This window comes from Bdellovibrio sp. GT3, assembly GCF_037996765.1.
Taxonomy (GTDB): domain Bacteria; phylum Bdellovibrionota; class Bdellovibrionia; order Bdellovibrionales; family Bdellovibrionaceae; genus Bdellovibrio.
This window is the reverse complement of sequence record NZ_JBBNAD010000004.1, coordinates 96184-118652: the sequence shown is the minus strand read 5'-3', so window position 1 is coordinate 118652 and position 22469 is coordinate 96184. Positions and strand designations below refer to the sequence as shown.

25 protein-coding genes are annotated in these 22469 nt (G+C 47.3%); 16 read left to right on the top strand and 9 right to left on the bottom strand.

Features of this window, described 5'->3' with window-relative positions; all coding sequences use genetic code 11:
- Nucleotides 1-147: 147 nt before the first annotated feature.
- The 5 genes from fusA (at nucleotide 148) to AAAA73_RS02190 (ending at nucleotide 5858) form a co-directional block, all read left to right on the top strand.
- The gene (gene fusA, locus AAAA73_RS02210) at nucleotides 148-2256 is read left to right on the top strand and encodes an elongation factor G (protein ID WP_340596519.1); all 2109 of its coding nucleotides are present in this window, start codon (nucleotides 148-150) and stop codon (nucleotides 2254-2256) included.
- A 149-nt stretch (nucleotides 2257-2405) separates the two neighbouring features.
- Nucleotides 2406-3317 (top strand): metal ABC transporter substrate-binding protein, encoded by a 912-nt coding sequence (locus AAAA73_RS02205; RefSeq protein WP_340596518.1) that lies wholly within the window; start codon nucleotides 2406-2408, stop codon nucleotides 3315-3317.
- Nucleotides 3314-4177 carry a metal ABC transporter ATP-binding protein gene (locus AAAA73_RS02200; protein ID WP_340596517.1) on the top strand — a complete coding sequence of 288 codons (864 nt, stop codon included), beginning with the start codon at nucleotides 3314-3316 and terminating at the stop codon, nucleotides 4175-4177. Before AAAA73_RS02205 ends, AAAA73_RS02200 begins: the two co-directional genes overlap by 4 nt.
- Nucleotides 4174-5028 carry a metal ABC transporter permease gene (locus tag AAAA73_RS02195; RefSeq protein WP_340596516.1) on the top strand — a complete coding sequence of 285 codons (855 nt, stop codon included), beginning with the start codon at nucleotides 4174-4176 and terminating at the stop codon, nucleotides 5026-5028. Before AAAA73_RS02200 ends, AAAA73_RS02195 begins: the two co-directional genes overlap by 4 nt.
- Entirely contained in the window at nucleotides 5025-5858 is an 834-nt protein-coding gene (locus AAAA73_RS02190) for a metal ABC transporter permease (RefSeq protein WP_340596515.1), read from the top strand. Before AAAA73_RS02195 ends, AAAA73_RS02190 begins: the two co-directional genes overlap by 4 nt.
- On the opposite strand, the gene AAAA73_RS02185 is transcribed toward AAAA73_RS02190, so the two are convergent.
- The gene (locus tag AAAA73_RS02185; protein ID WP_340596514.1) at nucleotides 5855-6406 is read right to left on the bottom strand and encodes a CAP domain-containing protein; all 552 of its coding nucleotides are present in this window, start codon (nucleotides 6404-6406) and stop codon (nucleotides 5855-5857) included. The genes AAAA73_RS02190 and AAAA73_RS02185 overlap by 4 nt on opposite strands.
- Before the next feature lie 112 nt (nucleotides 6407-6518).
- Complete coding sequence (locus AAAA73_RS02180) at nucleotides 6519-6812, bottom strand: hypothetical protein (RefSeq protein WP_340596513.1); 294 nt, start codon at nucleotides 6810-6812, stop codon at nucleotides 6519-6521.
- Nucleotides 6813-7069: 257 nt separating this feature from the next.
- Between AAAA73_RS02180 and AAAA73_RS02175 the strand changes: the two genes are divergently transcribed.
- The 3 genes from AAAA73_RS02175 to AAAA73_RS02165 all read left to right on the top strand — a co-directional run bounded on the left by AAAA73_RS02175 (nucleotide 7070) and on the right by AAAA73_RS02165 (nucleotide 11108).
- A complete protein-coding gene (locus tag AAAA73_RS02175; RefSeq protein ID WP_340596512.1) occupies nucleotides 7070-10354 on the top strand; it encodes a Kelch repeat-containing protein in 3285 nt (1094 codons plus the stop codon).
- Between the two features lie 74 nt (nucleotides 10355-10428).
- Entirely contained in the window at nucleotides 10429-10656 is a 228-nt protein-coding gene (locus AAAA73_RS02170; protein WP_340596511.1) for a DUF883 C-terminal domain-containing protein, read from the top strand.
- A gap of 2 nt (nucleotides 10657-10658) precedes the next feature.
- Nucleotides 10659-11108 carry a hypothetical protein gene (locus AAAA73_RS02165; RefSeq protein ID WP_340596510.1) on the top strand — a complete coding sequence of 150 codons (450 nt, stop codon included), beginning with the start codon at nucleotides 10659-10661 and terminating at the stop codon, nucleotides 11106-11108.
- A gap of 53 nt (nucleotides 11109-11161) precedes the next feature.
- Here AAAA73_RS02165 and AAAA73_RS02160 read toward each other — a convergent pair whose 3' ends face one another.
- Together AAAA73_RS02160 and AAAA73_RS02155 are read right to left on the bottom strand one after the other, a co-directional pair.
- Nucleotides 11162-11458, bottom strand: a complete 297-nt coding sequence (locus AAAA73_RS02160) for a hypothetical protein (RefSeq protein WP_340596509.1) — start codon at nucleotides 11456-11458, stop codon at nucleotides 11162-11164.
- Nucleotides 11459-11641: 183 nt separating this feature from the next.
- Nucleotides 11642-12424, bottom strand: a complete 783-nt coding sequence (locus tag AAAA73_RS02155) for a dienelactone hydrolase family protein (RefSeq protein ID WP_340596508.1) — start codon at nucleotides 12422-12424, stop codon at nucleotides 11642-11644.
- 213 nt (nucleotides 12425-12637) lie between these two features.
- Between AAAA73_RS02155 and AAAA73_RS02150 the strand changes: the two genes are divergently transcribed.
- From AAAA73_RS02150 to pyrE, 3 genes are read left to right on the top strand one after another with little or no spacing between them, the layout of a single operon-like run.
- Nucleotides 12638-13678, top strand: a complete 1041-nt coding sequence (locus tag AAAA73_RS02150; protein ID WP_340596507.1) for a hemolysin family protein — start codon at nucleotides 12638-12640, stop codon at nucleotides 13676-13678.
- Between the two features lie 8 nt (nucleotides 13679-13686).
- The gene (cutA, locus tag AAAA73_RS02145; protein WP_340596506.1) at nucleotides 13687-14001 is read left to right on the top strand and encodes a divalent-cation tolerance protein CutA; all 315 of its coding nucleotides are present in this window, start codon (nucleotides 13687-13689) and stop codon (nucleotides 13999-14001) included.
- Nucleotides 14002-14042: 41 nt separating this feature from the next.
- Nucleotides 14043-14561: an orotate phosphoribosyltransferase gene (pyrE, locus tag AAAA73_RS02140; protein WP_340596505.1), complete on the top strand. Its 519-nt coding sequence runs from the start codon at nucleotides 14043-14045 to the stop codon at nucleotides 14559-14561.
- A gap of 5 nt (nucleotides 14562-14566) precedes the next feature.
- Here pyrE and AAAA73_RS02135 read toward each other — a convergent pair whose 3' ends face one another.
- Nucleotides 14567-15022, bottom strand: coding sequence for a hypothetical protein (locus tag AAAA73_RS02135; RefSeq protein WP_340596504.1), 456 nt, complete (start codon nucleotides 15020-15022; stop codon nucleotides 14567-14569).
- A gap of 74 nt (nucleotides 15023-15096) precedes the next feature.
- Here AAAA73_RS02135 and AAAA73_RS02130 point away from each other — a divergent pair, with 74 nt between their 5' ends.
- On the top strand, nucleotides 15097-15594 hold the full coding sequence (locus AAAA73_RS02130; RefSeq protein WP_340596503.1) for a hypothetical protein: 498 nt from the start codon (nucleotides 15097-15099) through the stop codon (nucleotides 15592-15594).
- Between the two features lie 12 nt (nucleotides 15595-15606).
- Here AAAA73_RS02130 and AAAA73_RS02125 read toward each other — a convergent pair whose 3' ends face one another.
- Nucleotides 15607-16452: a TIGR02147 family protein gene (locus tag AAAA73_RS02125; RefSeq protein ID WP_340596502.1), complete on the bottom strand. Its 846-nt coding sequence runs from the start codon at nucleotides 16450-16452 to the stop codon at nucleotides 15607-15609.
- A gap of 232 nt (nucleotides 16453-16684) precedes the next feature.
- On the opposite strand from AAAA73_RS02125, the gene AAAA73_RS02120 reads away from it, so the two are divergent.
- Together AAAA73_RS02120 and AAAA73_RS02115 are read left to right on the top strand one after the other, a co-directional pair.
- Complete coding sequence (locus AAAA73_RS02120; protein WP_340596501.1) at nucleotides 16685-17098, top strand: hypothetical protein; 414 nt, start codon at nucleotides 16685-16687, stop codon at nucleotides 17096-17098.
- A 102-nt stretch (nucleotides 17099-17200) separates the two neighbouring features.
- On the top strand, nucleotides 17201-18394 hold the full coding sequence (locus AAAA73_RS02115) for a hypothetical protein (protein ID WP_340596500.1): 1194 nt from the start codon (nucleotides 17201-17203) through the stop codon (nucleotides 18392-18394).
- Nucleotides 18395-18433: 39 nt separating this feature from the next.
- Here the strand turns inward: AAAA73_RS02115 and AAAA73_RS02110 are convergent, their stop codons facing one another.
- Genes AAAA73_RS02110 through AAAA73_RS02100 form a run of 3 tightly spaced genes read right to left on the bottom strand, consistent with a single transcriptional unit; the run spans nucleotide 18434 to nucleotide 21455 of the window.
- Complete coding sequence (locus AAAA73_RS02110; RefSeq protein ID WP_340596499.1) at nucleotides 18434-19276, bottom strand: class I SAM-dependent methyltransferase; 843 nt, start codon at nucleotides 19274-19276, stop codon at nucleotides 18434-18436.
- Between the two features lie 2 nt (nucleotides 19277-19278).
- Nucleotides 19279-20334: an alpha-ketoacid dehydrogenase subunit beta gene (locus AAAA73_RS02105; RefSeq protein ID WP_340596498.1), complete on the bottom strand. Its 1056-nt coding sequence runs from the start codon at nucleotides 20332-20334 to the stop codon at nucleotides 19279-19281.
- Complete coding sequence (locus AAAA73_RS02100) at nucleotides 20334-21455, bottom strand: thiamine pyrophosphate-dependent dehydrogenase E1 component subunit alpha (RefSeq protein ID WP_340596497.1); 1122 nt, start codon at nucleotides 21453-21455, stop codon at nucleotides 20334-20336. Before AAAA73_RS02100 ends, AAAA73_RS02105 begins: the two co-directional genes overlap by 1 nt.
- Nucleotides 21456-21617: 162 nt before the next feature.
- On the opposite strand from AAAA73_RS02100, the gene AAAA73_RS02095 reads away from it, so the two are divergent.
- Together AAAA73_RS02095 and AAAA73_RS02090 are read left to right on the top strand one after the other, a co-directional pair.
- Complete coding sequence (locus AAAA73_RS02095; protein WP_340596496.1) at nucleotides 21618-21830, top strand: hypothetical protein; 213 nt, start codon at nucleotides 21618-21620, stop codon at nucleotides 21828-21830.
- 4 nt (nucleotides 21831-21834) lie between these two features.
- Nucleotides 21835-22461, top strand: a complete 627-nt coding sequence (locus tag AAAA73_RS02090) for a hypothetical protein (RefSeq protein WP_340596495.1) — start codon at nucleotides 21835-21837, stop codon at nucleotides 22459-22461.
- The last annotated feature ends 8 nt before the right edge of the window (nucleotides 22462-22469 follow it).

Sequence of the window (22469 nt, the reverse complement as noted above, 5' to 3'; positions counted from 1 at the left end):
CCGTACCTTTTGGGAATGCATTGTGTCATATCTATAGGCTGGGCCCGGCATGCGAATCTTATTTTGCATCTATATGTAATTGATGATAATTCGAGTACTTTCAAATTAGTAACAAAGACTTAAACGACCAATAAGAAGGGTAATATTATGTCCAAAAAATGGAATATTGATATGGTCAGAAACATCGGTATCTCGGCTCACATCGACTCGGGAAAAACCACTCTTTCTGAGCGTATTCTGTTCTATGGAGGTAAGATCCACGCTATCCACGAAGTTCGTGGTAAAGATGGCGTCGGCGCTACAATGGACTCCATGGATCTAGAGAGAGAAAAAGGTATCACAATCCAGTCTGCTGCAACTCAGGTTCAGTGGAAGGATTACACAATCAACTTGATCGACACTCCGGGGCACGTTGACTTCACAGTTGAAGTTGAGCGTTCTCTTCGCGTTCTTGACGGTGCGATCCTGGTTCTTTGCGGTGTATCTGGTGTTCAATCTCAGTCCATCACAGTTGACCGTCAGATGAAACGTTACGGCGTTCCTCGTTTGGCATTCGTGAACAAATTGGACCGTCAAGGTGCCAATCCGTTCCGCGTAAAAGACGCTTTGATTGAAAAACTTCGTTTGAACGCAGTTATGATCAACATCCCAATCGGTTTGGAAGACCAACACCGTGGTATCGTTGACCTGGTTCAAATGAAAGCTTTCGTCAACGAAGGTAACGACGGCGAGAAAATCACTGAAATCGCTATCCCTGCTGATCTAGTGGATCAAGCTAAAGAATACCGTCAAATCATGATCGGTGCTCTTGCGGATATCGACGATTCTATCGGCGAAAAATTCTTGATGGAAGAAGAGCCAACTGAAGCAGAAATCAAAGCGGCTATCCGTAAAGGTGTAATCGATTTGAAACTGGTTCCAGTATTCTGCGGTTCTGCTTACAAAAATAAAAACGTTCAGCATTTGTTGGATGGCGTAACTTATTACTTGCCAACTCCAGCAGAGAAGAAAGAACAAGCTCTTGACCTTAACAAAGGCGAAGAGAAGTTCGATCTATTCCCAGATGCTAGCAAACCGACTGTTGCCTTGGCGTTCAAACTTCAAGAAACACCATTCGGTCAGTTGACGTACATGCGCGTTTACCAAGGTAAATTGCAAAAAGGTGCGTTCATCACGAACCAAACGAATAAGAAAGCGGTTAAAATCCCTCGTCTAGTGCGTATGCACTCTGACAAGATGGAAGATATCGATGTTTCTTATGCGGGTGACATCGTTGCATTGTTCGGTATCGACTGTGCTTCTGGTGACACTTTCTGTTCTGAAGACATCAATGCATCTATGCAATCCATGCACGTTCCAGACGCGGTTATCTCTCTTGCAGTTGCTCCAAAAGACAAAGCTGCAGCGAATAACTTCTCTAAAGCGTTGCAAAAATTCCGTAAGGAAGACCCTACTTTCCGCGTTCACCGTGACGAGGAATCAAATGAGACTATCATCTCTGGTATGGGTGAGTTGCACTTGGAAATCTACGTTGAGCGTATGAAGCGTGAATTCAACTGTGAAGTTATCGTAGGTCAACCTCAAGTTGCTTACCGTGAGACTATCACTGCTGAAGCAGAGTACGATTACACTCACAAAAAACAAACCGGTGGTTCTGGTCAGTACGCGAAGATCGTGGGTAAAATCCGCCCTCTTCCAACTCAAGAAGACGGTTCTGTATTCAAATTCTCTAACGACGTTGTTGGTGGTCGTATTCCTAAGGAATTCATCCCAGCTGTTGAAGAGGGTTTCAAAGAGCAAACTGTTAAAGGTCCATTGATTGGTTTCCCAATCGTTGGTGTTGAAGTTGTTCTTGAAGACGGTGCATACCATGACGTCGACTCCTCATACATGGCGTTCAAAATCGCTGGTATGGCGGCTCTTCGTGAGGTTTACCCTGCAGCTAAACCAGCAGTTCTTGAGCCGATCATGAAGCTTGAGACTGTAGTTCCAGATGAATATCAAGGTTCAGCGGTTGGTCAAATCAACCAACGCCGTGGTACTATCGTTGGAACAACTGCTTTTGATGGCAACTGCGTGATCGAAGCTGAAGTACCGTTGACAGAAATGTTCGGTTACTCAACTGATCTACGTTCTGCTACTAAAGGTAAAGGTGAGTTCTCTATGGAATTCGCGAAGTACTTGCCAGTACCTCGTAACATCCAAGAAGAGCTTGCTAAGAAATACCAAGCGAAGCGCGCAGCTGAGCAAAAGTAATCTTAGATCACTTGATCTTTCAAAAAGCCCTGGTGGAGACACCGGGGCTTTTTTTTTGCCTTTCGACGTTATCGGTTTGCTTATCAACAAGATGTCAGACTCTTTTCGCCATTGTATAGAAAGTGACCTCGTGGCTAAATTTAGAGTTGATGACAGCTGTTTTTAAAAAAACTCTCTCCATTTTATGCATTCCCCTGCTAACCGCTTTGCCCTCACTGGCAGTGGCTAAGCCCAAAGTCGTCACAAGCTTCACAGTGATTGCGGATATCGCGCGAAACGTCGCTGGTGATGCCGCCACCGTGGAATCCATCACCAAGCCGGGCGCAGAGATTCATGATTATCAGCCCACCCCTAAAGACATCGTCCGCGCCAAGGGCGCCAATGCCATTTTATGGAATGGACTGAATCTGGAAAGATGGTTCTCGAGATTCCTGCGCGACGCCAAAGGCGTGCCGGGATTTGTTATTTCCGACGGTGTAAAGCCCCTGTCCATCTATGAGGGGCCTTATAGCGGCAAACCCAATCCACATGCGTGGATGTCGACCGAGAACGCTTTGATCTATGTTGAAAACATCCGTAAAGCTTTGACACAAATCGATCCGCAGAATGCCAAAGTTTACGAAGCCAACGCCACGGTCTACTCTGAAAAAATTAAGAAACTGCGCGATGAAATGAAATTGTCGCTTTCTTCCATCCCCGAGGAAAAACGTTACCTGGTAACCAGCGAAGGTGCCTTCAGCTATCTGGCTCGGGATCTGGGGATGAAGGAACTTTATCTGTGGCCGATCAATGCGGACCAACAGGGAACTCCGCAACAAGTTCGCAAAGTAATCGATGCCGTTAAAGCTAAAAAAATTCCGGTGGTGTTTTCTGAAAGCACGATCTCGGATCGTCCCGCCAAGCAAGTCGCCCTGGAAACCGGAGCGAAGTATGGCGGCGTATTGTATGTGGATTCTTTAAGTGAAGCCTCTGGTCCCGTTCCTACTTATTTGGATCTTTTGAAAGTCACCACACAGACCATTGCCAATGGGTTTAAAAACTCCTTAAAGGAATCCAAATGAAGGCACTGCACATTAAGGGCCTGGATGTCATCTATAGCAACGGACATAAAGCTCTGGCGAATATCAATCTTGATCTGGAGACCGGGAACATCTGTGCCTTGGTGGGAGTCAATGGTGCTGGCAAATCCACTGTTTTTAAAACTCTTACGGGTGGCATTAAACCCACCAGCGGAACTGTTTTGCTAAATGGACTGGAAGTGCATGAGGCTCTTAAAAAAAACCAAGTCGCCTACGTTCCACAAAGCGAAGAGGTCGACTGGAGCTTCCCGATTCTGGTTGAAGATGTCGTGATGATGGGCCGCTATGGTTACATGGGATTTTTCCGTATCGCGACCAGGAAAGATCACGAAGCTGTGGATCAGGCCTTGCAACGCGTGGGCTTGAGCGAGCTTAGAAAAAGACAGATCGGTGAACTGAGTGGCGGCCAGAAAAAGCGCGTGTTCGTCGCCCGCGCCTTGGCTCAGGACAGTCGCATTGTCCTGCTTGATGAACCTTTCACCGGAGTTGATGTTAAAACTGAACACTCGTTGATGGAGCTGTTCAAATCCCTGGCTAAAGATGGACGTTTGATTTTGGTCTCCACCCACAATCTGGGCAGTGTTCCCGACTTTTGCACTCATGCGGTGCTATTGAATAAATCCATTGTTTCCAGCGGACCTATACGCACCAGCTTTACTCAGGAAAACTTAGCCATCGCCTTCGGGGGAATGCTGCGCCACCTGCATCTGCAAGGTTCCGACCTTCATACCGATGCAGATCCACGCACTGTCACGGTGCTGACTGACGACGAGGGCGCACTGGTTTTGTACGGAGATAAATCCCATCCTGAAATCGTCAAAAAAAATCAGGACGAAGAATGATGGCATTGCTGCTTGAACCTTTTTCTTACCACTACATGGTCAATGCCATTTGGGTCTGCGGATTGGTTGGAGCCGTTTGTTCATTTCTTTCAGCATATTTGATGCTTAAAGGCTGGTCCTTGATGGGCGATGCCTTGGCGCATTCCATTGTTCCTGGAGTCGCGCTGGCTTACTTACTGTCCTTGCCCTATTCAGCTGGCGCTTTCTTTGCGGGGATTCTGGCAGCTTTAAGCATGAGTGTTGTGCGCAAGAAAACAAAGTTGCGTGAAGACGCCGTGATCGGTTTGATTTTCAGTTCTTTCTTTGCGTTGGGACTGCTGATTGCTTCTTTGAAGCCCACGGCGGTCAGCATTCAAACCATCGTTCTGGGGAATATCCTGGCCATCTCCCCGGAAGACCGCAATCAAGTGGTTATAATGGCCGTTATCACTCTGGTGATCCTGATCGCCAAGTGGCGAGATCTTTGGGCCGTCTTTTTTGATGAAGTTCACGCGCGCACCGTGGGACTGCCCGTAAACTTTCTGAAAATTCTTTTCTTTGTTCTTTTAAGTGCTGCCACGGTTTCTTCACTGCAAACTGTAGGCGCCTGCTTGGTAATCGCGATGGTTGTCACGCCGGGTTCCACTGCTTACCTGTTAACGGATCGCTTCCGTGTTCTGGTGCCACTGTCTATTGCCTTTGGCACTGTCACCAGCATGGTTGGAGTCTATTTAAGTTACTTCTTAAATGCTTCTCCGGGCGGCTTGATAGTCACTTTGCAGACGTTATTGTTTTTGGTGTTATTCGTCTTTGCTCCCAAACATGGGTTGCTGGCGAAAAGAAGAACTCTTCGTAAAGAGGCCACACCATGACCTTGATGAGTTTTATCATGGAGCCGCTACAACATGAATTTATGGTTCGCGCCCTGGCCAGTGCTATCATCATCGGCATTTCTTGCGCAGTCTTTTCATGCTTCCTGATTCTTAAAGGCTGGTCGCTGATGGGCGATGCTGTCTCCCATGCCGTTCTGCCAGGCCTGGCTTTGTCCTACTTATTTGGAATCCCATTGGGCGTCGGTGCGTTTGGCGCGGGATTGGTTTGTGCGTTCGGCACTGGGTTTATCAAAGCCAACAGTCGCATCAAAGAGGATGCTATTTTAGGAATTGTCTTTTCGGGTATGTTTGCCTTAGGGCTTGTGATGTTGACCAAGATCGAAACCGACATTCACCTTATGCACGTGCTGTTTGGAAATGTCTTAGGCACGAGTTATTCCGAGCTGATGGAGTCTTGTATAATTGGCCTTAGCAGTGCTTTGATTTTGATTATTAAACGTCGTGAGTTCGAACTTTACTGTTTTGATCCCACTCATGCACAGACTTCCGGATTGCGAGTGAAATGGATTCACTTTGGCCTGCTGGCACTCCTGTCGCTGACAATTGTTTCCGCGCTAAAAACCGCAGGCATCATTCTGGTAGTAGCGATGCTAATTGCTCCGGGGGCTTCGGCATTTTTGGTTTGCCGCACCCTGGATCGAATGATGATCGTTGCCGTGATGGTCTCGGTGGTTTCGTGCTTGCTGGGGACTTTGCTGAGCTATCATTTCGATGCTGACACTGCCCCATTCATCGTGATTATCCAGACATTATTCTTTATCGTCTTTGCATTCATATCCAATTTCAGCAAACGGCTTAATTGGGCTTAGCGATTCGTTCCCGTATAGAATACCTGCGTCGAGAATCCGCTATATAAACCTACTCCGAATGAGCGATAGGATTGATTTAAGATATTGGCGCGGTGACCAGGGCTTTCCATCCAGCCTTGCACGACCTGTGAAGCAGAGTAGCCCTGCGCGATGTTTTCACCGCACCCCGAAGCCAGTCCAAATCGCGTGCAGCGACTATAAAATGCCTCATCCGGTCGTGTGTGATCAAAATAACCCCTATCACTCATGTCCTTGCTTTGCTCATAGGCCATTTGTGTGCACGCCTGACAATATGCCAGGGCGGCCAGTCCATTGGCGACACGCTGAGTGTTGGTGGCTTTAAAAACCAGGCAGGTATTGGCATCCATCCCATAGCAGCCATCGCTGCCAGCCGGCGGAGTTTCCCCGATGACGGTTCCACCACTTCCACTGCCTTGGTTGGAACTGCCTTCATTGACACCCGCTGAACTGGCGGCACTGAGACCACCATTCCCGCAGGCTGTAAGACTTATCAAAGCTATAATTAGCAACGTGATTTGCAGCTTCATTCTTTAAGCATAGCTGCGGAATCCTCTTTTACGTGAAAGATTCCGCTCGCATTCTCACCCTGGTTCTGATTCCCAAAATGGGTGACCAGAAGGTGATCGCTTTATGAAACTTCTAATAGTCGTATCTCAACAAAAGTGATGTCGAGGCGATTGTTCCTTTGTTTTTGGAGGTGCCTGTGGAGTTGGTCAGGTTCAGTTCCGTCATTGCTGAACGCCCAATAAACTCCAAAGCAAAATGATCATTGATAAACCATCCGACGCCAAGATGCGCACCAATTCCATTCTTTGCTTCAATACTTCCGAAAGTAAGTGGCGCTGGCTGGAAATAAACAATGTTGTAGTTCAAGGCCAATGGAATATAAAAGATTTCCCAACGGTATGCAGTGCCCGCATAAAAGTTTTGCACCTGGTATTTGGAACTGGCTTGAATACTCGTCGAGGAAACTCGTCAAAAATACCGCGAACGCGAAAATCAATTTCATGTCTTCTCCTGATTCCTATAAATAAATTTATATTTGTTTTTATTGAAACGAATAAAGCATCGCTGGACCTAAATCCGGAACGACTGCTGACTCAATATGAGACAAACTTCACTGTGCTCACAGAACACGAAAGCAAACTTTGGATTCAAAAATTTCTTCAAATTAGCCGATAAGTATTCATATGAACGTGTGGGCACATTGGATTCGGAACATTTTTGCTTTCATAGCATTTGTGGGGACACTCACAGGATGTACTCTTGATCTCTCATTTTATGAGATAGACCAACTGCCTTCACTGGGAAGCCCAGGTATTTATTCCTCCCAAGCATCTCGCTCTCTTTACCCCAATGTTCGTAGAGTACGAAATACCGCAACCACATTAACTGATGGGCGCATCCTTGTGGTTGGAGGTACGGTTTTGAACGGACCTCGTCCCGCACTGAATGGCGTAGAAGTTTTTAATCCCGTGACTTCACGCTGGTCGGAAGCTCCAGCATTGACAGAGGCACGATCCCGCCACACATCCACCCTGCTTTCCAGCGGCAAAGTACTGGTTGTGGGTGGCATGAATGATACCGCCTACCGTGCGTCTGCAGAATTGTATGATCCCACAACAAACTCATGGAGTTCAGCTAACTCGATGTCGGTGGCTCGCGCGAATCACACGGCCACCCTTCTACCGGACGGTCGAGTGCTGGTCGCGGGCGGGGAAATTGGCAATACGACTTATACTGCTTCGCTGGAGATCTATGATCCGACGACAAACTCCTGGAGTCCTGCGGGTGTCAATTTACCAGCGGAGCGTACACGACATGCAGCCGTACTTATGCCAAACGGCAAAGTATTAATTATAGGTGGATCATCACAATCAGGTTATCTGACGGCGAGTGAGATTTTTAATCCAAGCACCCCTCCGGCAATTCCATCACTGGAAATGGGAATAGCGACACCCATTCTTTCAGTGGGTCGCAATGATCTGACTGCGACATTGTTGAAAAATGGGCGCGTTGCCATAGTGGGAGGCATAGGAAGTGCGGGACCTACAGATATTGTTAACATCATCAATCCCGCTGATCCAGCGGCGTTATATTTCGCTACTTTACTGCCGACGGCAAGATGGGGACACACGGCAACTTTAGTAAATGGAGTTCTGGTGGTCACAGGCGGCTTCGCCGATAGCAGTGGCAACACGGCGCTCGATGATTCCTTAATTTATACTCCTGACGCAACTCTGGGTTCATGGTCGACGCTGGGAACTTTAAAAAACGGAGTCCGCGGTTTACATACCGCCAATGTTTCCGGTGATTATCTAGTGTTGCTAAATGGTGCGACCGGCACCAGCTCTCCGGTCACTATGGCTGAAAAAATTGACATGAGTAAGTTCACCTGGAGACGCCAAGGCAACTTAATAAAAGATCGAGCCCTGCACGCCACCGCACTTCTGAAGAATGGGAAGGTACTTGTAGCCGGAGGACTCTCTCAAACGTCTTCAACGAATACGGCTTTGGATTCCACAGAAATTTTTGATCCAGCCACTGGGTTGTGGTCGGCGGGCCCCGCGCTACCCACACCTCGTTTATTTTCCCAAGCCACCGTTCTAAATGATGGACGAGTTTTGGTTGCTGGTGGGCTCGACGGAACTTTTGCAAGAACGGCAACGACAGCAATTTATAATCCTGCATCCAATTCCTGGTCTGCGGGTCCCTCGATTGCGGTCCCACGCGCGGGTCACTCTTCCCACCTGCTACCTAACGGAAAAGTTATAATAATCGGCGGCGCTGCACACCCAACGACCTCCGCACCAACTGAAAAAACTGAGATATTCGATCCGGCAACTGATCAATGGACCTATGGACCGGATATGCCAACAGCAGTTTCAGAGTTCCCGTCGGTTACCTTGTCAGACAATACGATTTTGATCCTTGGAGGACTAACTACAGCCGCGGTAACATCCATTACCACTGTTCAGGCATATGACCCATCCACGAACTCCTTTTCAACCAAAGCCCCTATGGCATTGGGCCGCTATCAAGCAGCAGCGGCTGTTTTACCTTCGGGAAATGTCTTACTGACTGGTGGCTGGGCTTCGACTGGAAGTATGACTGCGACCACGGAAATTTACAATGTCAGTGCCAACACATGGTCGGCGGGGCCATCGCTAAGTGGTAATAGACGCGCCCATGGCGCCATCGGTTTACCAAGTGGCAAAATTCTTGTTACCAGTGGAGTCAGCAATTTAACTGTCCCTTCTATTGCGGCAAAAGCCAGCGAAATTTATGACCCGGCAACCAACAGCTGGTCAGTGGATCCAATTGCAATTGAAGCGGGTCATTCCCTTGGAACGTTGCTGAAGCTTCCTGATGGCAGAATCCTGATCGCGGGGGGCGGAGATCCCGATTATACGGGCGCCGTTACTGAAACTTATATCGAAGGACAACTGACAGGCGTTGCGTGGATTGGCAGCACACCATTACTCGGTGGACGCGTGGGCAACACCACCACATTAATGAAGAATGGAAAAATTCTTTTCACCGGGGGACAACCTCTGGCAGAGGCCGCTGCCGTGACAGAGTCGACTGCCATCTACGACTCAAACACGAACACCATGACAGCGGGCCCGAACATGGCGAATGACCGTGTCTATCATACCGCCACGCTGCTACCTTCCGGTAAAGTCTTTATCGCAGGAGGAATGAGTTTCACCCTTGGAGGCGTCGCTTCTTCGAGTGCTGAAATTTATGATCCAGATTTAAACACCTTCTCTCCCGTAACAATGCCTGTAGGTCGCTATGCCCATACCACTTTGGTTCTGCCAAATGGAAAACTGCTGATTTCAGGCGGCCTAGATTCTGGCAGCAGCCCAGTCCTGCAAAACGACGTATATGATCCCGCTGACGGCAGTTGGAGCACACTAACACCGCGCTCTGCACCTGCCCTTCTTGATACTGCATTTACAATCAGTGAAACCGAAGTCATCTTTATTGGACCCTATGGAAATTCAAAATACGATATTTCCAGCGGAACTTGGTCCACCTTGGCCAATCCCGCCTATGCTCGAATGAATTCGGTCGTGGTTAAGCTGCCTTCGGGAAAAATCTTTGTGATCGGCGGAACGGATATAAACACGAACACCGCCCTTGCATCTACTGAGATATACAATCCTGCTGACGACACCTGGTCGCCGGCTGCAAGTTTGGACACGACTTTAACAAGTATGTCGGGACAACTGCTTCCTAGCGGAAAAGTGGCCATTACTGGTGGCAATGAAAGTGCTTCTGGCAATGAACCCGTTTCGGGTGTCAGATTTTACGAGCCAAACACAGATCAATGGAGTTTTGGAACTCCACTTACCGAAGCCTGCCAAGCTCCCTCTTCCGTTATAATGGCTGACGGAGCCATGGTTGTTTTTAGTGGTGCGAACCTAACCTTTGGAATGCTGCCATTCTGGGAAACCGTTAGCGAATAGCCGCCACTGGTCGATAGTCTGGAAAAGTTAATCCTGTCTCGTTTTATGCCGATAAGGTTCATGGAGAAAACACCATGGACCGTGATCAACTTATCGCCGAAATCAAAAAGCAAATTCTGGAAGAACTCAAAGGAGCCGCGTCCCCTTTGACTGACAAAATTTCCGATGAACAAAAAGCTGAAATAACGGAGCTGAAAAACTCAATGGAAAGTTCCGTGAAGGAGCATCCGTGGATGGCCGTGGGTGTGGCAGCTCTTGCGGGATTTATGCTGGCTCGTCTTTTTTATCGCAGGGATGATTAATCATGATGAAATTTCTTTTGCCTCTACTTTCATTTTTGTTGGGCAACGCCAAAGGTTTGATTAAAGAACCAGCGGAGGCTTTCTCACAACAACTGGCCATGCGCGTGCGTTCACTCACCACTTTGTTGGTGGCGGTGATTGGTTCGCTGGCGCTGGGTTGCGTAGGGCTGTCATTGTTTATCGCATCGATCGCTTCTCAGCTGGATAAGAATGAAGAGTTCCATGTCTCTGGTGGCATGATGGTTTACCTTGTACTGACCGTCGTTGCCGTGGGAGTTTTGATTTATTCCCTGAGCAGCAAGACTTGGATGAAGAGTCTGGGGTTTGAGCAAAAGCCAGCTACGCAACAAAATCAAAAGCGCGCCACCGGAACCCTGGAAAGTGCTGTTGCATTGCTCGTGATGGACTTCATCGAGGAACGCAAAGAGCGTCGTGACGAGCGCAGACCATAAAAAAAAGGCAGCCCTAGAGCTGCCTTTTCTTATTTCAACTTTTCAAAATTGAATTAGTATCCGTTACCACCGTAGTAGCCACCGTCTTCATCGGTATCGCTTCCATAGCCACCACCATCGTAGTGTCCACCGTCGTTATCCTGACGGCTGCCATCTTCGTAACCACCGTTACCGTAACCGCCACCATCAAACGAACCGCCATTACCGCTGCACTCGTAAGATTCTTCACGAGGATCGCAACCTTCTGCCGGAACTGCAGAAACCAAAGACGCTTGAGATTGATAGAATGCCGATGCTGTGAACGGTGCCAAGAAAGCTGCCGCAACCAAAGCCAAACCAAGATTTTTCATTCGGAACCTCCAAAGATTTATTGAAGGCTCCTACATATCACACAAGACTCATTTGGCAAGATCGGCAAAGGTACGGACACACCTTTGGTAGCAATTACGCGTTATTACCGGCTGGAAATTAACTTTTGATATGACAGATTGAGGTACGGACTTACCGCTGCAGGTAAGTCCGTACCTTTTGGGTTATTTGATGGGGGCGACTTCAGCTAGGAAGTCCATGAAGTGGGCCCAGGAGCGCTTGTCGGCTTTTTCGTTGTAGGCGACACCTTTGCTAGGGTCATTGCCGGAACTTTTTTGCGTGAAGGCGTGAACGGCACCTGAATAAGAGATGAATTGATAGTCGACTTTATTGTCGTCCATTTCTTTCATGAAGGGCATCACCTCAGGATTTACACCTTTATCTAAAGCTCCGTGAGCAACGAGGACTGGTGCTTTAAAGTTTTTCGCATCAGCCGGAGTTGGGTTTGAAAGTCCACCGTGGAAGCTCACAAAACCAGCGGCTGGCACTCCTGCACGCCCCATCTCCAGGGCGCCTGTTCCACCGAAGCAGTAACCAACAACGACGATATGTTTTGGATCAACCATTTTGTTTTTCTTCAACAAATCAAAAGCCGCCTGTCCACGAGCGCGGAACAACTTGCGATCATTTTTATACTGACCTGCAAGCTTGCCTGCCTCTTCGGGAGAAGTTGCACGAACGCCCTTACCGTAAATATCTGCCGCCAAAACCACGTAACCTTTTTCAGCCAGCATTTGCGCACGCATTTTTTCGTTGTCAGTAACACCCATCCATTGATGGATGATCAATACCGCCGGTCTTGGAGTTTTAATGGAATCATCGTAAGCCATGAATCCCTCCAGAGCCGTTTTACCTTCTTTGTAATCCACGCTTTCTGTTTTAATTGCCGCATTTGCTGACGTCATAGCCATAAAGACCACCACACTAGATAAGATCGAATTAAACATTTCAGTCCCCTTTGATGTACGACAAAAGTCTAAGTAGACCGGTCCCAAAGGTCAAAAGTCCGCCCTCAGCTGTGATAAAGTACACCTGAGCAATCTGGCCCTGCGCGTTATAGACAGCCTCCTCGAGGGGTATGCTATTATAACCCCAATGGAATACCACAGGCCTAGGCCATCTACATTGTCTCCTATCTATAGAAATCTGATCAATCACCTATGACATTACTTATAGTCCTCTTTATCGTTACATTAACTGTTTCGTTTATTTGCTCAATGCTGGAAGCAGCCCTGCTTACTTCGACTTCGGCTTACATCGCAGTCCTGGTTCGTGAAAACCGTCGCAGCGCCAAGCTTCTTGAACACTTAAAAGAAAACCTGGATCGCCCGATCTCTGCGATCCTGACTTTGAACACTCTTTCCCATACCTTGGGTTCTTCGGCGATCGCTTATCAAGTGCAGCAAATCTACGGTGAAAGCGCAGTGACTGCTGCTTCCTTCATCCTGACGTTTGCGATCCTTGTACTTTCCGAAATCATTCCAAAATCCATCGGTGCTGCTCACTGGAAAGCTTTGATTCCGTTCACGGCTTACACAATTCAATTGATGATCCTCTGCTTGTATCCATTGGTGATCATGTCTGAATACCTGGGCCGTATTTTCCAACGTCGCAGCGAAGACCCGGAAGTCACTCGTGAAGAGATCCTGATGACAGCCGAAATGGGTGCAGAAGAAGGCACTCTGAAAGGCAAAGAATCCAACATCATCAAGAATCTTCTGATGCTGGATAAGATCTATGTTTCCGATATCATGACTCCCCGATCGGTGTTCTTTGCATTGGATAAGGACCTGACAGTTGAGGAAGTTTTCACTAAGTACAAGCCCCTGCGTTTTTCCCGTATTCCAGTTTACTCTGGCAGCTTGGATAATGTGGTCGGCATGACTTTCCGTTATAAAATTCACGAAGCACTTTCTAACGATCTGCATGAAAAATTGGTTGGCGAATTGGTGACTCCGATCTCCTCAATCCCCGAGCGCATGACCGTGTCTCAGGTGTTGGATTATTTCATCAAAGAAAAAGAGCACATTGCCCTTGCTGTTGATGAATACGGCATCGTAGCCGGCCTGGTGAGTCTGGAAGACGCCGTGGAAACATTGTTGGGCGTGGAAATCGTCGACGAGCTTGATTCCGTGGAAGACATGCGTAAGTTCGCTTTGGAACAATGGCAGCTGCGCAAACAAAAGCTTCGTAAGAGCTAATCCTATTTATGCAAATCTATTACATCCCCTGTCCCAATAAAGAGAGCGCCGAAAACATCGCGCGCACTCTATTGCAGGAAAAACTGATCAGTTGTGCGAACATCATTCCCGGAATGAGTTCGATGTACTGGTGGGAAGGGAAAATAGAAACTGCAAACGAGTTTATCCTTATCTTAAAAACTATTGAAGGCCGTGACGCAGGCAAAAATCTGCAATCCCGCGTGCTGGAGCTTCATCCCTACGACGTTCCGTGCGTGATGGCTTTGAATGTTGCATCAATCAACGATTCTTTTAAAAACTGGCTTGAACAAAGTCTTAAATAATTCCAAAGTATTCTTCCGAAGGTATTGCCCTCGGAGGTTTCATGACTCGCGCAGAACTCGCAAAAAAAATCTATGACATTGCTCACCTGACCGGTGAATTCAAACTTCGCTCTGGCCAAATCTCAAACGAATACTTTGATAAATACCGCTTCGAAGCTCAGCCCCACTTGCTTCGTGAAATCGCCAAACAAATGGTCTCCTTGATTCCTCCAGGGACCGAAGTACTGGCGGGACTGGAAATGGGCGGCATTCCAATTGCGACGGCTTTGTCATTGGAAACCGGCATCCCCTGTGTGTTCGTGCGCAAGGAAGCGAAAGAGTACGGCACTTGCAAATTTGCTGAAGGACTTGAGATCAAGGGCAAAAAAGTTTTGGTGATTGAAGACGTCGTCACCACCGGTGGTCAAGTGGTACTCTCCACTGCGGATCTTCGTTCGATCGGTGCCGAGATCTCTCACGTGCTTTGCGTGATCCATCGCGGCCCTGCGTTCCCAGAGCCGAAGCTTCAGGAAATCGGCGTGACGCTGACTCCGCTGTTTATGAAAGCTGATTTTAAATAGTTTTATTATTGATTCGGCAATCGGGGGAAAACCTTGGTGGTCTTCCCGCTGAATCCATCATCGCAGTCGCGAACAAGATAAGCAGTTTGCAGATTTCCATCAGCATTGATCGAGATCGTATATTCCCGGTGCACGCACAGACCGTGCTCTTTGGATTTCACGTAACCATCATAGTTTAATGAAAACCGAATTCCATTGTCGGCAATCACCGGGCTTTGGCATCTTTGGTGCGTGCATAGCGGAGTTCCATCCAGCACATAAACCGCTTTTTCCGGCGAAATCACGATCTCGCCTTTTTTGGTCGTAAATCCTGACCAGCGAATCAATCGATCACAACTGTCGTTTTCATATTTTACCACGGCTCCCTCGGCCATCTGATACAACCCCGTCAGCTGCGGGCAGTTAGCAGCAGAAGTAACGGAAGCAGCAAGCAGACTTAGTAGGAATAATGTTTTTTGCATCGGATAATCCTCTATTTAAGCCTGACACAGCAGAATTCTCGTGGCTACATGAATTGTATAAGCAGGAGGTCCGGGTGAAAGCGATTTTGGTATTTTCATTTATGATGTGTGCCGCTGGCATTTCACAGGCCTGCGTTGGCTTTACAGGTTCTTACTCCACACTTCGCCCGGTGGCTGGCAAATACCATGTGTTGGTGCTTGAACAAAATGATTGTAAGGCCGTTGCCGTGGGATCCTTCCAATTGGATCAACAAACCAGTGCGGTCTCAGATGAAAATGAGCCCAAGGTATTCTATACGGACAAAGACCACATTCGTATGTGTGAACTGACTGCTTGCCGTGTGTTCACCACCAACCGCACAGGGCTTGAGTTCGCAGAAAACGCTTCAGTTTATATCAATGGTGCTATTTGCAAATACGACCGCGTCTATTGGGAGCGCCAGGACACCTGGGATCTGAAAATCACCTATCGCCTGGTTGACGCCTCGCCGGCCTGCCGCCAATTCGGCCGCAAGGCCAGTGTGGTTATGAAGGACATCAAACAAGCACTCGGCACCAAGGACAACCAATAGATTTCAACTTACTTATTTTTTGCCTTTATCAGGATGATCGACTCTAAAAAAATCAATATTTAAACACGCAACTTGTTCAGCATCTCCATAGCTGACCAAGTTGTCAGAGATATGCTTGATCCAATCCTGCAGCTCCCGACGTACTTTTTTAAAACCCGCTTCTGAAATTGACATGGGGGCCGTGAACATCAACTCTTCGTCAGATATGAAATTAGAGCGATCGACCGCGCGCAGACGCCAGTTGGTTTGATGCTGCTTTAAGAATGGTGAGCCTTTCGGTACAAACGTTCGCTGTGTGCCCATTTCATAAAGCAATCCAGTTTTTTTCAACAGCTGCCGCTGCAACAGAAATTCGACCACGATATTAAGGTCACCCACCGGGAACTCGGAAAAAGCCTGGTGAATTTCTTCAATGCGCTTTCCATTTCCCATAGAACAGAACAAGCGAATTCCCGAATAGATCCAAGAAGAGTAAAACTGCCCTTTGTCAGAATCACTCAGTTCAGTGGTTGCCGCGACGGCCTTACTCACCTTTAGTGATTCCTGTTTCAACGATTCCAGTTTCTTTTTGAAATGCTTTTTCACTTCGTGGTGAGAAGCCCTCTCCCAATCCACCAGTGTCAGCCAGTACTCCATTTCAATCTCGGACCACGAGAAGTAGCGACCAATAAGATAGGCCTGATCCATCGTAATCGTCTTCACACCCGACAAAAACTGACTTACCTGGGGTGATGCCACCCCCAGATGCTCGGCCAGCTTCTTGACCAGGCCGCGGCCCTTTTGGGGTTGCGAGGCTATAAAGCTTCTCAATAGCTTTGAGGTGTCATTTTGGGTGAATATGTCAAAGTTTTTAGACATTTATAATCCATTAATATCAATAGGTTATGAATATATATTACCTTATCGGCTATTTTATAGGTTACTTGATTATAACTACAATATCGAACTCGCTAACGCAAAGCATTATCATCCTCACATCAGATCAAGACAGGAACGACGACGCGATCAGAACTATTTCAATGCAAGACTGATTGAACTTTTGAAATTGAACAAAATTGAACGATTTAAAAACTATAACAAAGGAAAGATTATGAAATCATCTATCACGAAATTTGGACTTACCGTTTTGGTCACTCTATTGGCTTCTCAAAGCTTCGCTAACGGTGGCGTTGACACTTTGGAAAACCTTGTCGGTACATTCAAAATTGAAGGCCCTACCAATGAACCGGGCGACGAAAACCTTGTTACTTTCACGAATGAAGGCGAGGTTTATTTACTTCAAAAATCGGGTGGCACAACCACAAGATGCAAAGGTGCATTCGAGGTACGCAACAACATTCTAAATGCAACCGGCACATGCAGCCACTACCCTCAACGTCTTTCAAACTTCGCAATGGCGATCGACCTGAGCCAAGTAACGAACTTCGGATACTTTCAATCACCAGTACTTTGCAAAACAATAAACGTTAGAGCGGCTGACATGCGTTTTTTACGCGTAAAATAATCATTAATTTACGAAATTAAGCCATAAGGATCCGGGACTGAAAATGGTCCCGGATTTGCATTTTCAAAGGACAGGAACTTAGCCCAATTTGAGAGTGAAACTATGGCCAATCTAAGAACAAAGACTGTCGAACTTTTATGCGCCCTTGTGACGATTGCCGCGCCTCTGTCTTCATTCGCGCAAACGAAATCCAAGGTCGATATTTCCCAGGCGTTGGCCAACTGGCGTCGTCAGGAGGCCATCAGTGTGGTCGCCGAGAAAAAGCGCATCTCTACCGTAAACCCGAAACAGACGCCACCAAAACAGGCTTTGACCTCCCTTGGCGGACCGGGCCTTGATGGCGGCGGTGGCGTGGGAGTAATAAACAGCAACGGACAACTGCGCCTTTTGGATCTTGCGGTGGCTGACTCAGCTCGCATTGTCCGTTTTCACAAAGACAGTTACCGCGACATCATGACCAGCAAGGGCCCGTTGGTTTCAAATAAAGGCACCTTTGTTTCCAACAAAGAATTCTTCGCCTGCGCCGTCAAGAAATTGAGTCGCCAGGACAACATCTTTTTGCAATATCTAAAGCCTGAAAACATAAAACTTGTCGTTGTTATGACAGATCTGCCTCTGAACCTGAGCAGCCTGCATCTTACCAAGGTTGTTTTTCCCTCCCCTTCAGGAGTCGGAAGCGTTTGGGAAGTGACTCAACTACCATCAAGCAACCTAATGAGCACGACCCTCCCTGTGGATTATCAACGCCCTATTGCTTCCTATGCGATTCAGCCAACCATCAAAGGCAGTGTCCCGCGCCAGACGCTGTTGGTAAGTTCGCAGATGTATCAAGCCCTGTCCGACCAGGATCAATGCGCTCTACAGATTCATGAGCTGCTGAGATTCATCAGTAACGCAGGAAACAGCGTCCCTTTACTACTAAAGACTCCGCTGAGAACTTCATATATAGAACACCTTACCCGCAGGATAATGGCTGAAAGACCGGTCTACGTCGGGGATATTCCGGCAACAAACTTCTTTAAATATCTTGCTGTGAATGGCTCCGATAAATTTGCACCGGGAGCTATTCAACAAATTGCAGTAAACTTATACGATCCAATTGACGATTCCCGGGTTACGGCCAGGAAGGCAGAATCTCTCTATTATCAGATGGAGGATGCAATCAAAACCCAAGAGGCCTACGAGGAATACCTCATGCAGTTTGCAACAAACCATCCCGCTCTAAAAACTGTTTGGTATTCACAGGAAAAAATGGAACTGGGCGAGTATTTTGATTTACGAGATCTTATTCACTAAAAAACAAAACCCCACTCGCGGTGGGGTTTTTCATTTAAACTATTTTTCAGCAACCACGTAAGCAATCCAGGACTCACAGGCTTCCCCATGATCGACACGGGTGAAGTTACCGTCTCCGGAACCGTCTTTCGCAGTTCCTTCCCAGTAAACGTGGCTTTTTGAAAAGCCCACTTCGTGCATGATTTCGCGGATCTCAGAGATACTCCACAAGCGCCAGTCATAAGTGAATACGCGCTCGATCTTCTTGCCACCCACTCGGAAGTGAATGTGGAACAAAGCTTCGTTAGAGATCGGATCAAAGTTGGTCTGATCCCAATAGTAAGTGAAATCCTTGTGCTTAATACGGTCCTCGATAGCGTCATAGCACTGACTGCCACCGAATACGTCCACCAGGAAGATGCCGTCTTTATTTAGCGTCTTATAAGCATTGGCGAAGTAGTTCTTCAGCAAGAATCTTTGCTTAAAGCAGAAGTACGAGAAATTCATCGCGGCGATGATGTCGGCCTTTTCAAGGCTTGGGTCCATCACGTTGCCTTCGATGACTTTCATGCGCTTTTGCTGATCTGGGCGCATCTTGCTTAGGTAGTGGGATTTACCATAAGCAATTGGTTCTGGATCCAAATCCACACCGATTGCCTGATTTTTTGGATCCAATTTGATCCACTCCGTAGACAGAGCAAAAGTCCCGCAGAAGTCCTCACGGAAGATTCGTGGAGCTTTTTTCTTAAGCTCCTTATAAGTGTTCGTGATGAACACGACGTCGTTTTCAGCCGACTGTACAGCCTTGTGATACAGCTCGTACTTGTCGAATTGCGTTTTACCGCTCTTCTTGGCAACGCGACGGCGAACCTTCTTGGTGTGAGTCCCTGCTCTTTTTGCCATATCTATGGAACCTCAGCCACGATCTCGCGGATCGCAGTTTCAATGTCATGATGTTGAGGAACAGAGTTCTTTTCCAAGTTTGGATGCAAACCGATACCTGGCAGATTTTTACCTGCTAGTACTCGCGGACGCGCCATCAAGCTGTAGAAGCACTCTTGAGTTGTTCTGTAAGCCAAGTGCTCACCGAAGTTCGTCACTTCAGTGTCTTCGTTCACGAATAACACACGGCCTGTTTTTTCGACGGAAGATTTAATCATCTGCCAGTCGTATGGGTAGATGGAACGAAGATCGATTACTTCGACAGAAATACCTTCGTCAGCCAACTTCTTAGCCACTTCATCACACAGGTGCACCATGCGGCTGTATGTAACTACAGTGATGTGCTCACCCTCGTGAGTGATCTTACCTTTACCGATTGGTACGATGTACTTTTCAAGTTCAGGCCATTTCGCTTTCCAACCTTGGGAATTTTGAACTGGCTTATCGATCATGGATTTCAAAGTTTTTTCGTCCGCTGGTTCACCCGGAATCAACTCATCACCTTTATGGCGCATCAATGCTTTTGATTTTAGGTAAAGAACCGGATTTGGATCTTCAATCGCTGCCAGCATCAAGCCGTAAGCGTCCAGTGGATTTGATGGCATCACGATCTTCCAACCTGGCAAACGAGATGCCCAAGCGTCGAAAGAGTGAGAGTGGTAAACGGATCCAAAGATCCCCGCGCCCACTGGAGTCATCACAACCATTGGCAATTGAACCTGACCGTTGGTGCACCACAAAGTGTTACCGGCAATTTTCAAAAGGTCGATCGTATTGAAGATATAATCTGCGAACTGGATTTCAGCCACGCACTTATCACCGGTCATCGCGATACCCATCGCCATGCTGATAATACCACGCTCGTCCAGTGGAGTGTTCCATGCAGTTTTCAAACCTTGAGTCGCCGTGAATACACCACCTAGTGGAGCACCCACGTCTTGACCGAAGATGTCTTTAACGCCCATGTTTTTTTCACCGTAGTGAAGGGCCATTCTGATTGCTTGAGCTACGCTTGCCATTAGAATTTTCTCCAATCAGCATTTTCATTATTTACGAAGACATGATCCCAAACTGATTCAGAAGTAGGACCTGGCTCACCACGAACTTGTTCTTGGGCTTTGATGCCCTCTTCTTCGTAGATTTCCCAGATTTTTGCCGCTGCTTTTTCAGTCAAGATACCCGCCGCGATCAATTTTTCCTGGAACTTGTAAACCGGATCGAAAAGATCTGTCTTACGGTTCGCACCGTCTGCAGAGGAGTGACCATACAAACGAGTTGTTTTTACTTCCAGGAAAGATGGCTTACCCGTTTTGCGGATGTAGTCCATTTCTTCTTTCAAAGCGATGTATGTCTCAACTGGATTAGTTCCGTCGATCACGCGTGAACGGATGTTGAAAGCTTTTGCACGGTCCGCGATATGCGTTTCACCGTGTTGGCCATCGTAAGGAGTGGAAATACCGAAGCCATTGTTTTGCACAGTGATCAACACTGGCAACTCCTGGCCTTTGCGGGAAGACCATACCAAGCATGTTGCGAATTCGCCCTCTGCCGTACCAGCGTCACCGCCAGTTACGATAGAGATCGCTTTGTGACCCGCACGTTTTTGTGCGTGAGCAGTTCCGCAAGCAATTGGGTATTGAACTTCGATAGGAGAAGTAACAGGAGCTACGTTCCACTGAGGGAAGCAATAGTGACCTGCGAAGTTACGACCACCTGTTGATGGATCTGTCACACGGTTCATCATCAAACGAACCGCTTCAATCATTGGCATACCCAGCGCCACCATCGTTGGAGTACAACGGTAGTGAAGATGGAACCAGTCGTGTTCAAGACCTTTACCTTTGCGAGCCAATAGACCCAATGGTACGCCGAAAGCTTCCTCGCCCGGACCACCGATCCAGAAGTAACCTTCACCGGCTTTGTAAAGTTTGATAACACGTTCTTCAAGAACGCGGGATTTGACCATAAGGTCGTGCATGCTCAACAAAAGTTCTTCAGACAAGCCACCGAAATCAGATTTCTTTGGTGTAGCTTTTTTAGAAGACTTCGCAGCGGATTTGGTAGCAGCTTTTGCCGGAGCTTTTGCTTTTGCAGCAGTCACTTTTTTGGCAGCTGGTTTTACAGTGGTCTTTTTAGACATGTACTCAGTTCTCCACGGTTTTTAGTCACATAAATCAAGGCCCCTATCTAAGCGAGAACAGGCGAAATTGTCTGCCTTTTTCCCGTTAATTGACGCATCACATTGATATCCTCAACATTCGCGCAACATTCCCCCGCGAGAATGAACCTATTGGAGGACATTATGGTTTACCGATATGAATCCAGTCAGGCTTCCGAGCTCACTGAAAAATCTGCTCAAAAGAAGAGCATTCAAGAGATCAACCAAGCCATCATTGAGCTTGGTGCAAAGGCAGAACGACATGCCTGCGCCAGCCGCCAATGGGCAGAAAAAGCGTTCGCAGCCGCACTCAGAGCAAAACAGGTCTTTTCAAAGCAGTCGCCACCGCTAGAATAGTTCTATGCAATACACCTATCCGACGCTGGCACTTTCCATCAATGTACTTTGGGAACTATTAAAGATTTCCGGAATTCTACTGGGAGCGGGATTTGTATTGCATCATTTCTCAGGATTTCTGCGCATCAAACTTTCTGAAACTTTTGGTCAGCACGCATTTAATTTGATCTTTGCACCGGGAATCATGATTCATGAAATCAGCCACGCTGCCATGGCCTTTCTATTTTTACACCAGATCGAAGACATCAAACTTTTTGACTGGAAAGCCAAAGATGGCTCCCACGGCCACGTCGTCAGCCGCCCGCGATCCCTGCCGTGGTTTTTTAAGATCTGGATTAAAATGGGTGAGCTTTTTATTGGTATCGCCCCGCTGATAGTGGGCCCGCTTATCTGTGCTGTCGTGTTTTACTTTTGGATCCCGGGTGGAAAACTATTTATCAACAATCCCCGCTTTGTGAATTTTCCGAATTTTTCCTGGGGCTTGATAGCTTGGTGGTATCTGGTGATTGCCGTGTTTTCGCAAATGGAACTGAGCGATGCCGATCTTAAGGGAACTTGGAAAGGTTACCTGTGGATAGCATTTTGCACTTTTGGGAGTGCACTTATCTATTATAAAATTCGTAATTTCTGATTTCTCAC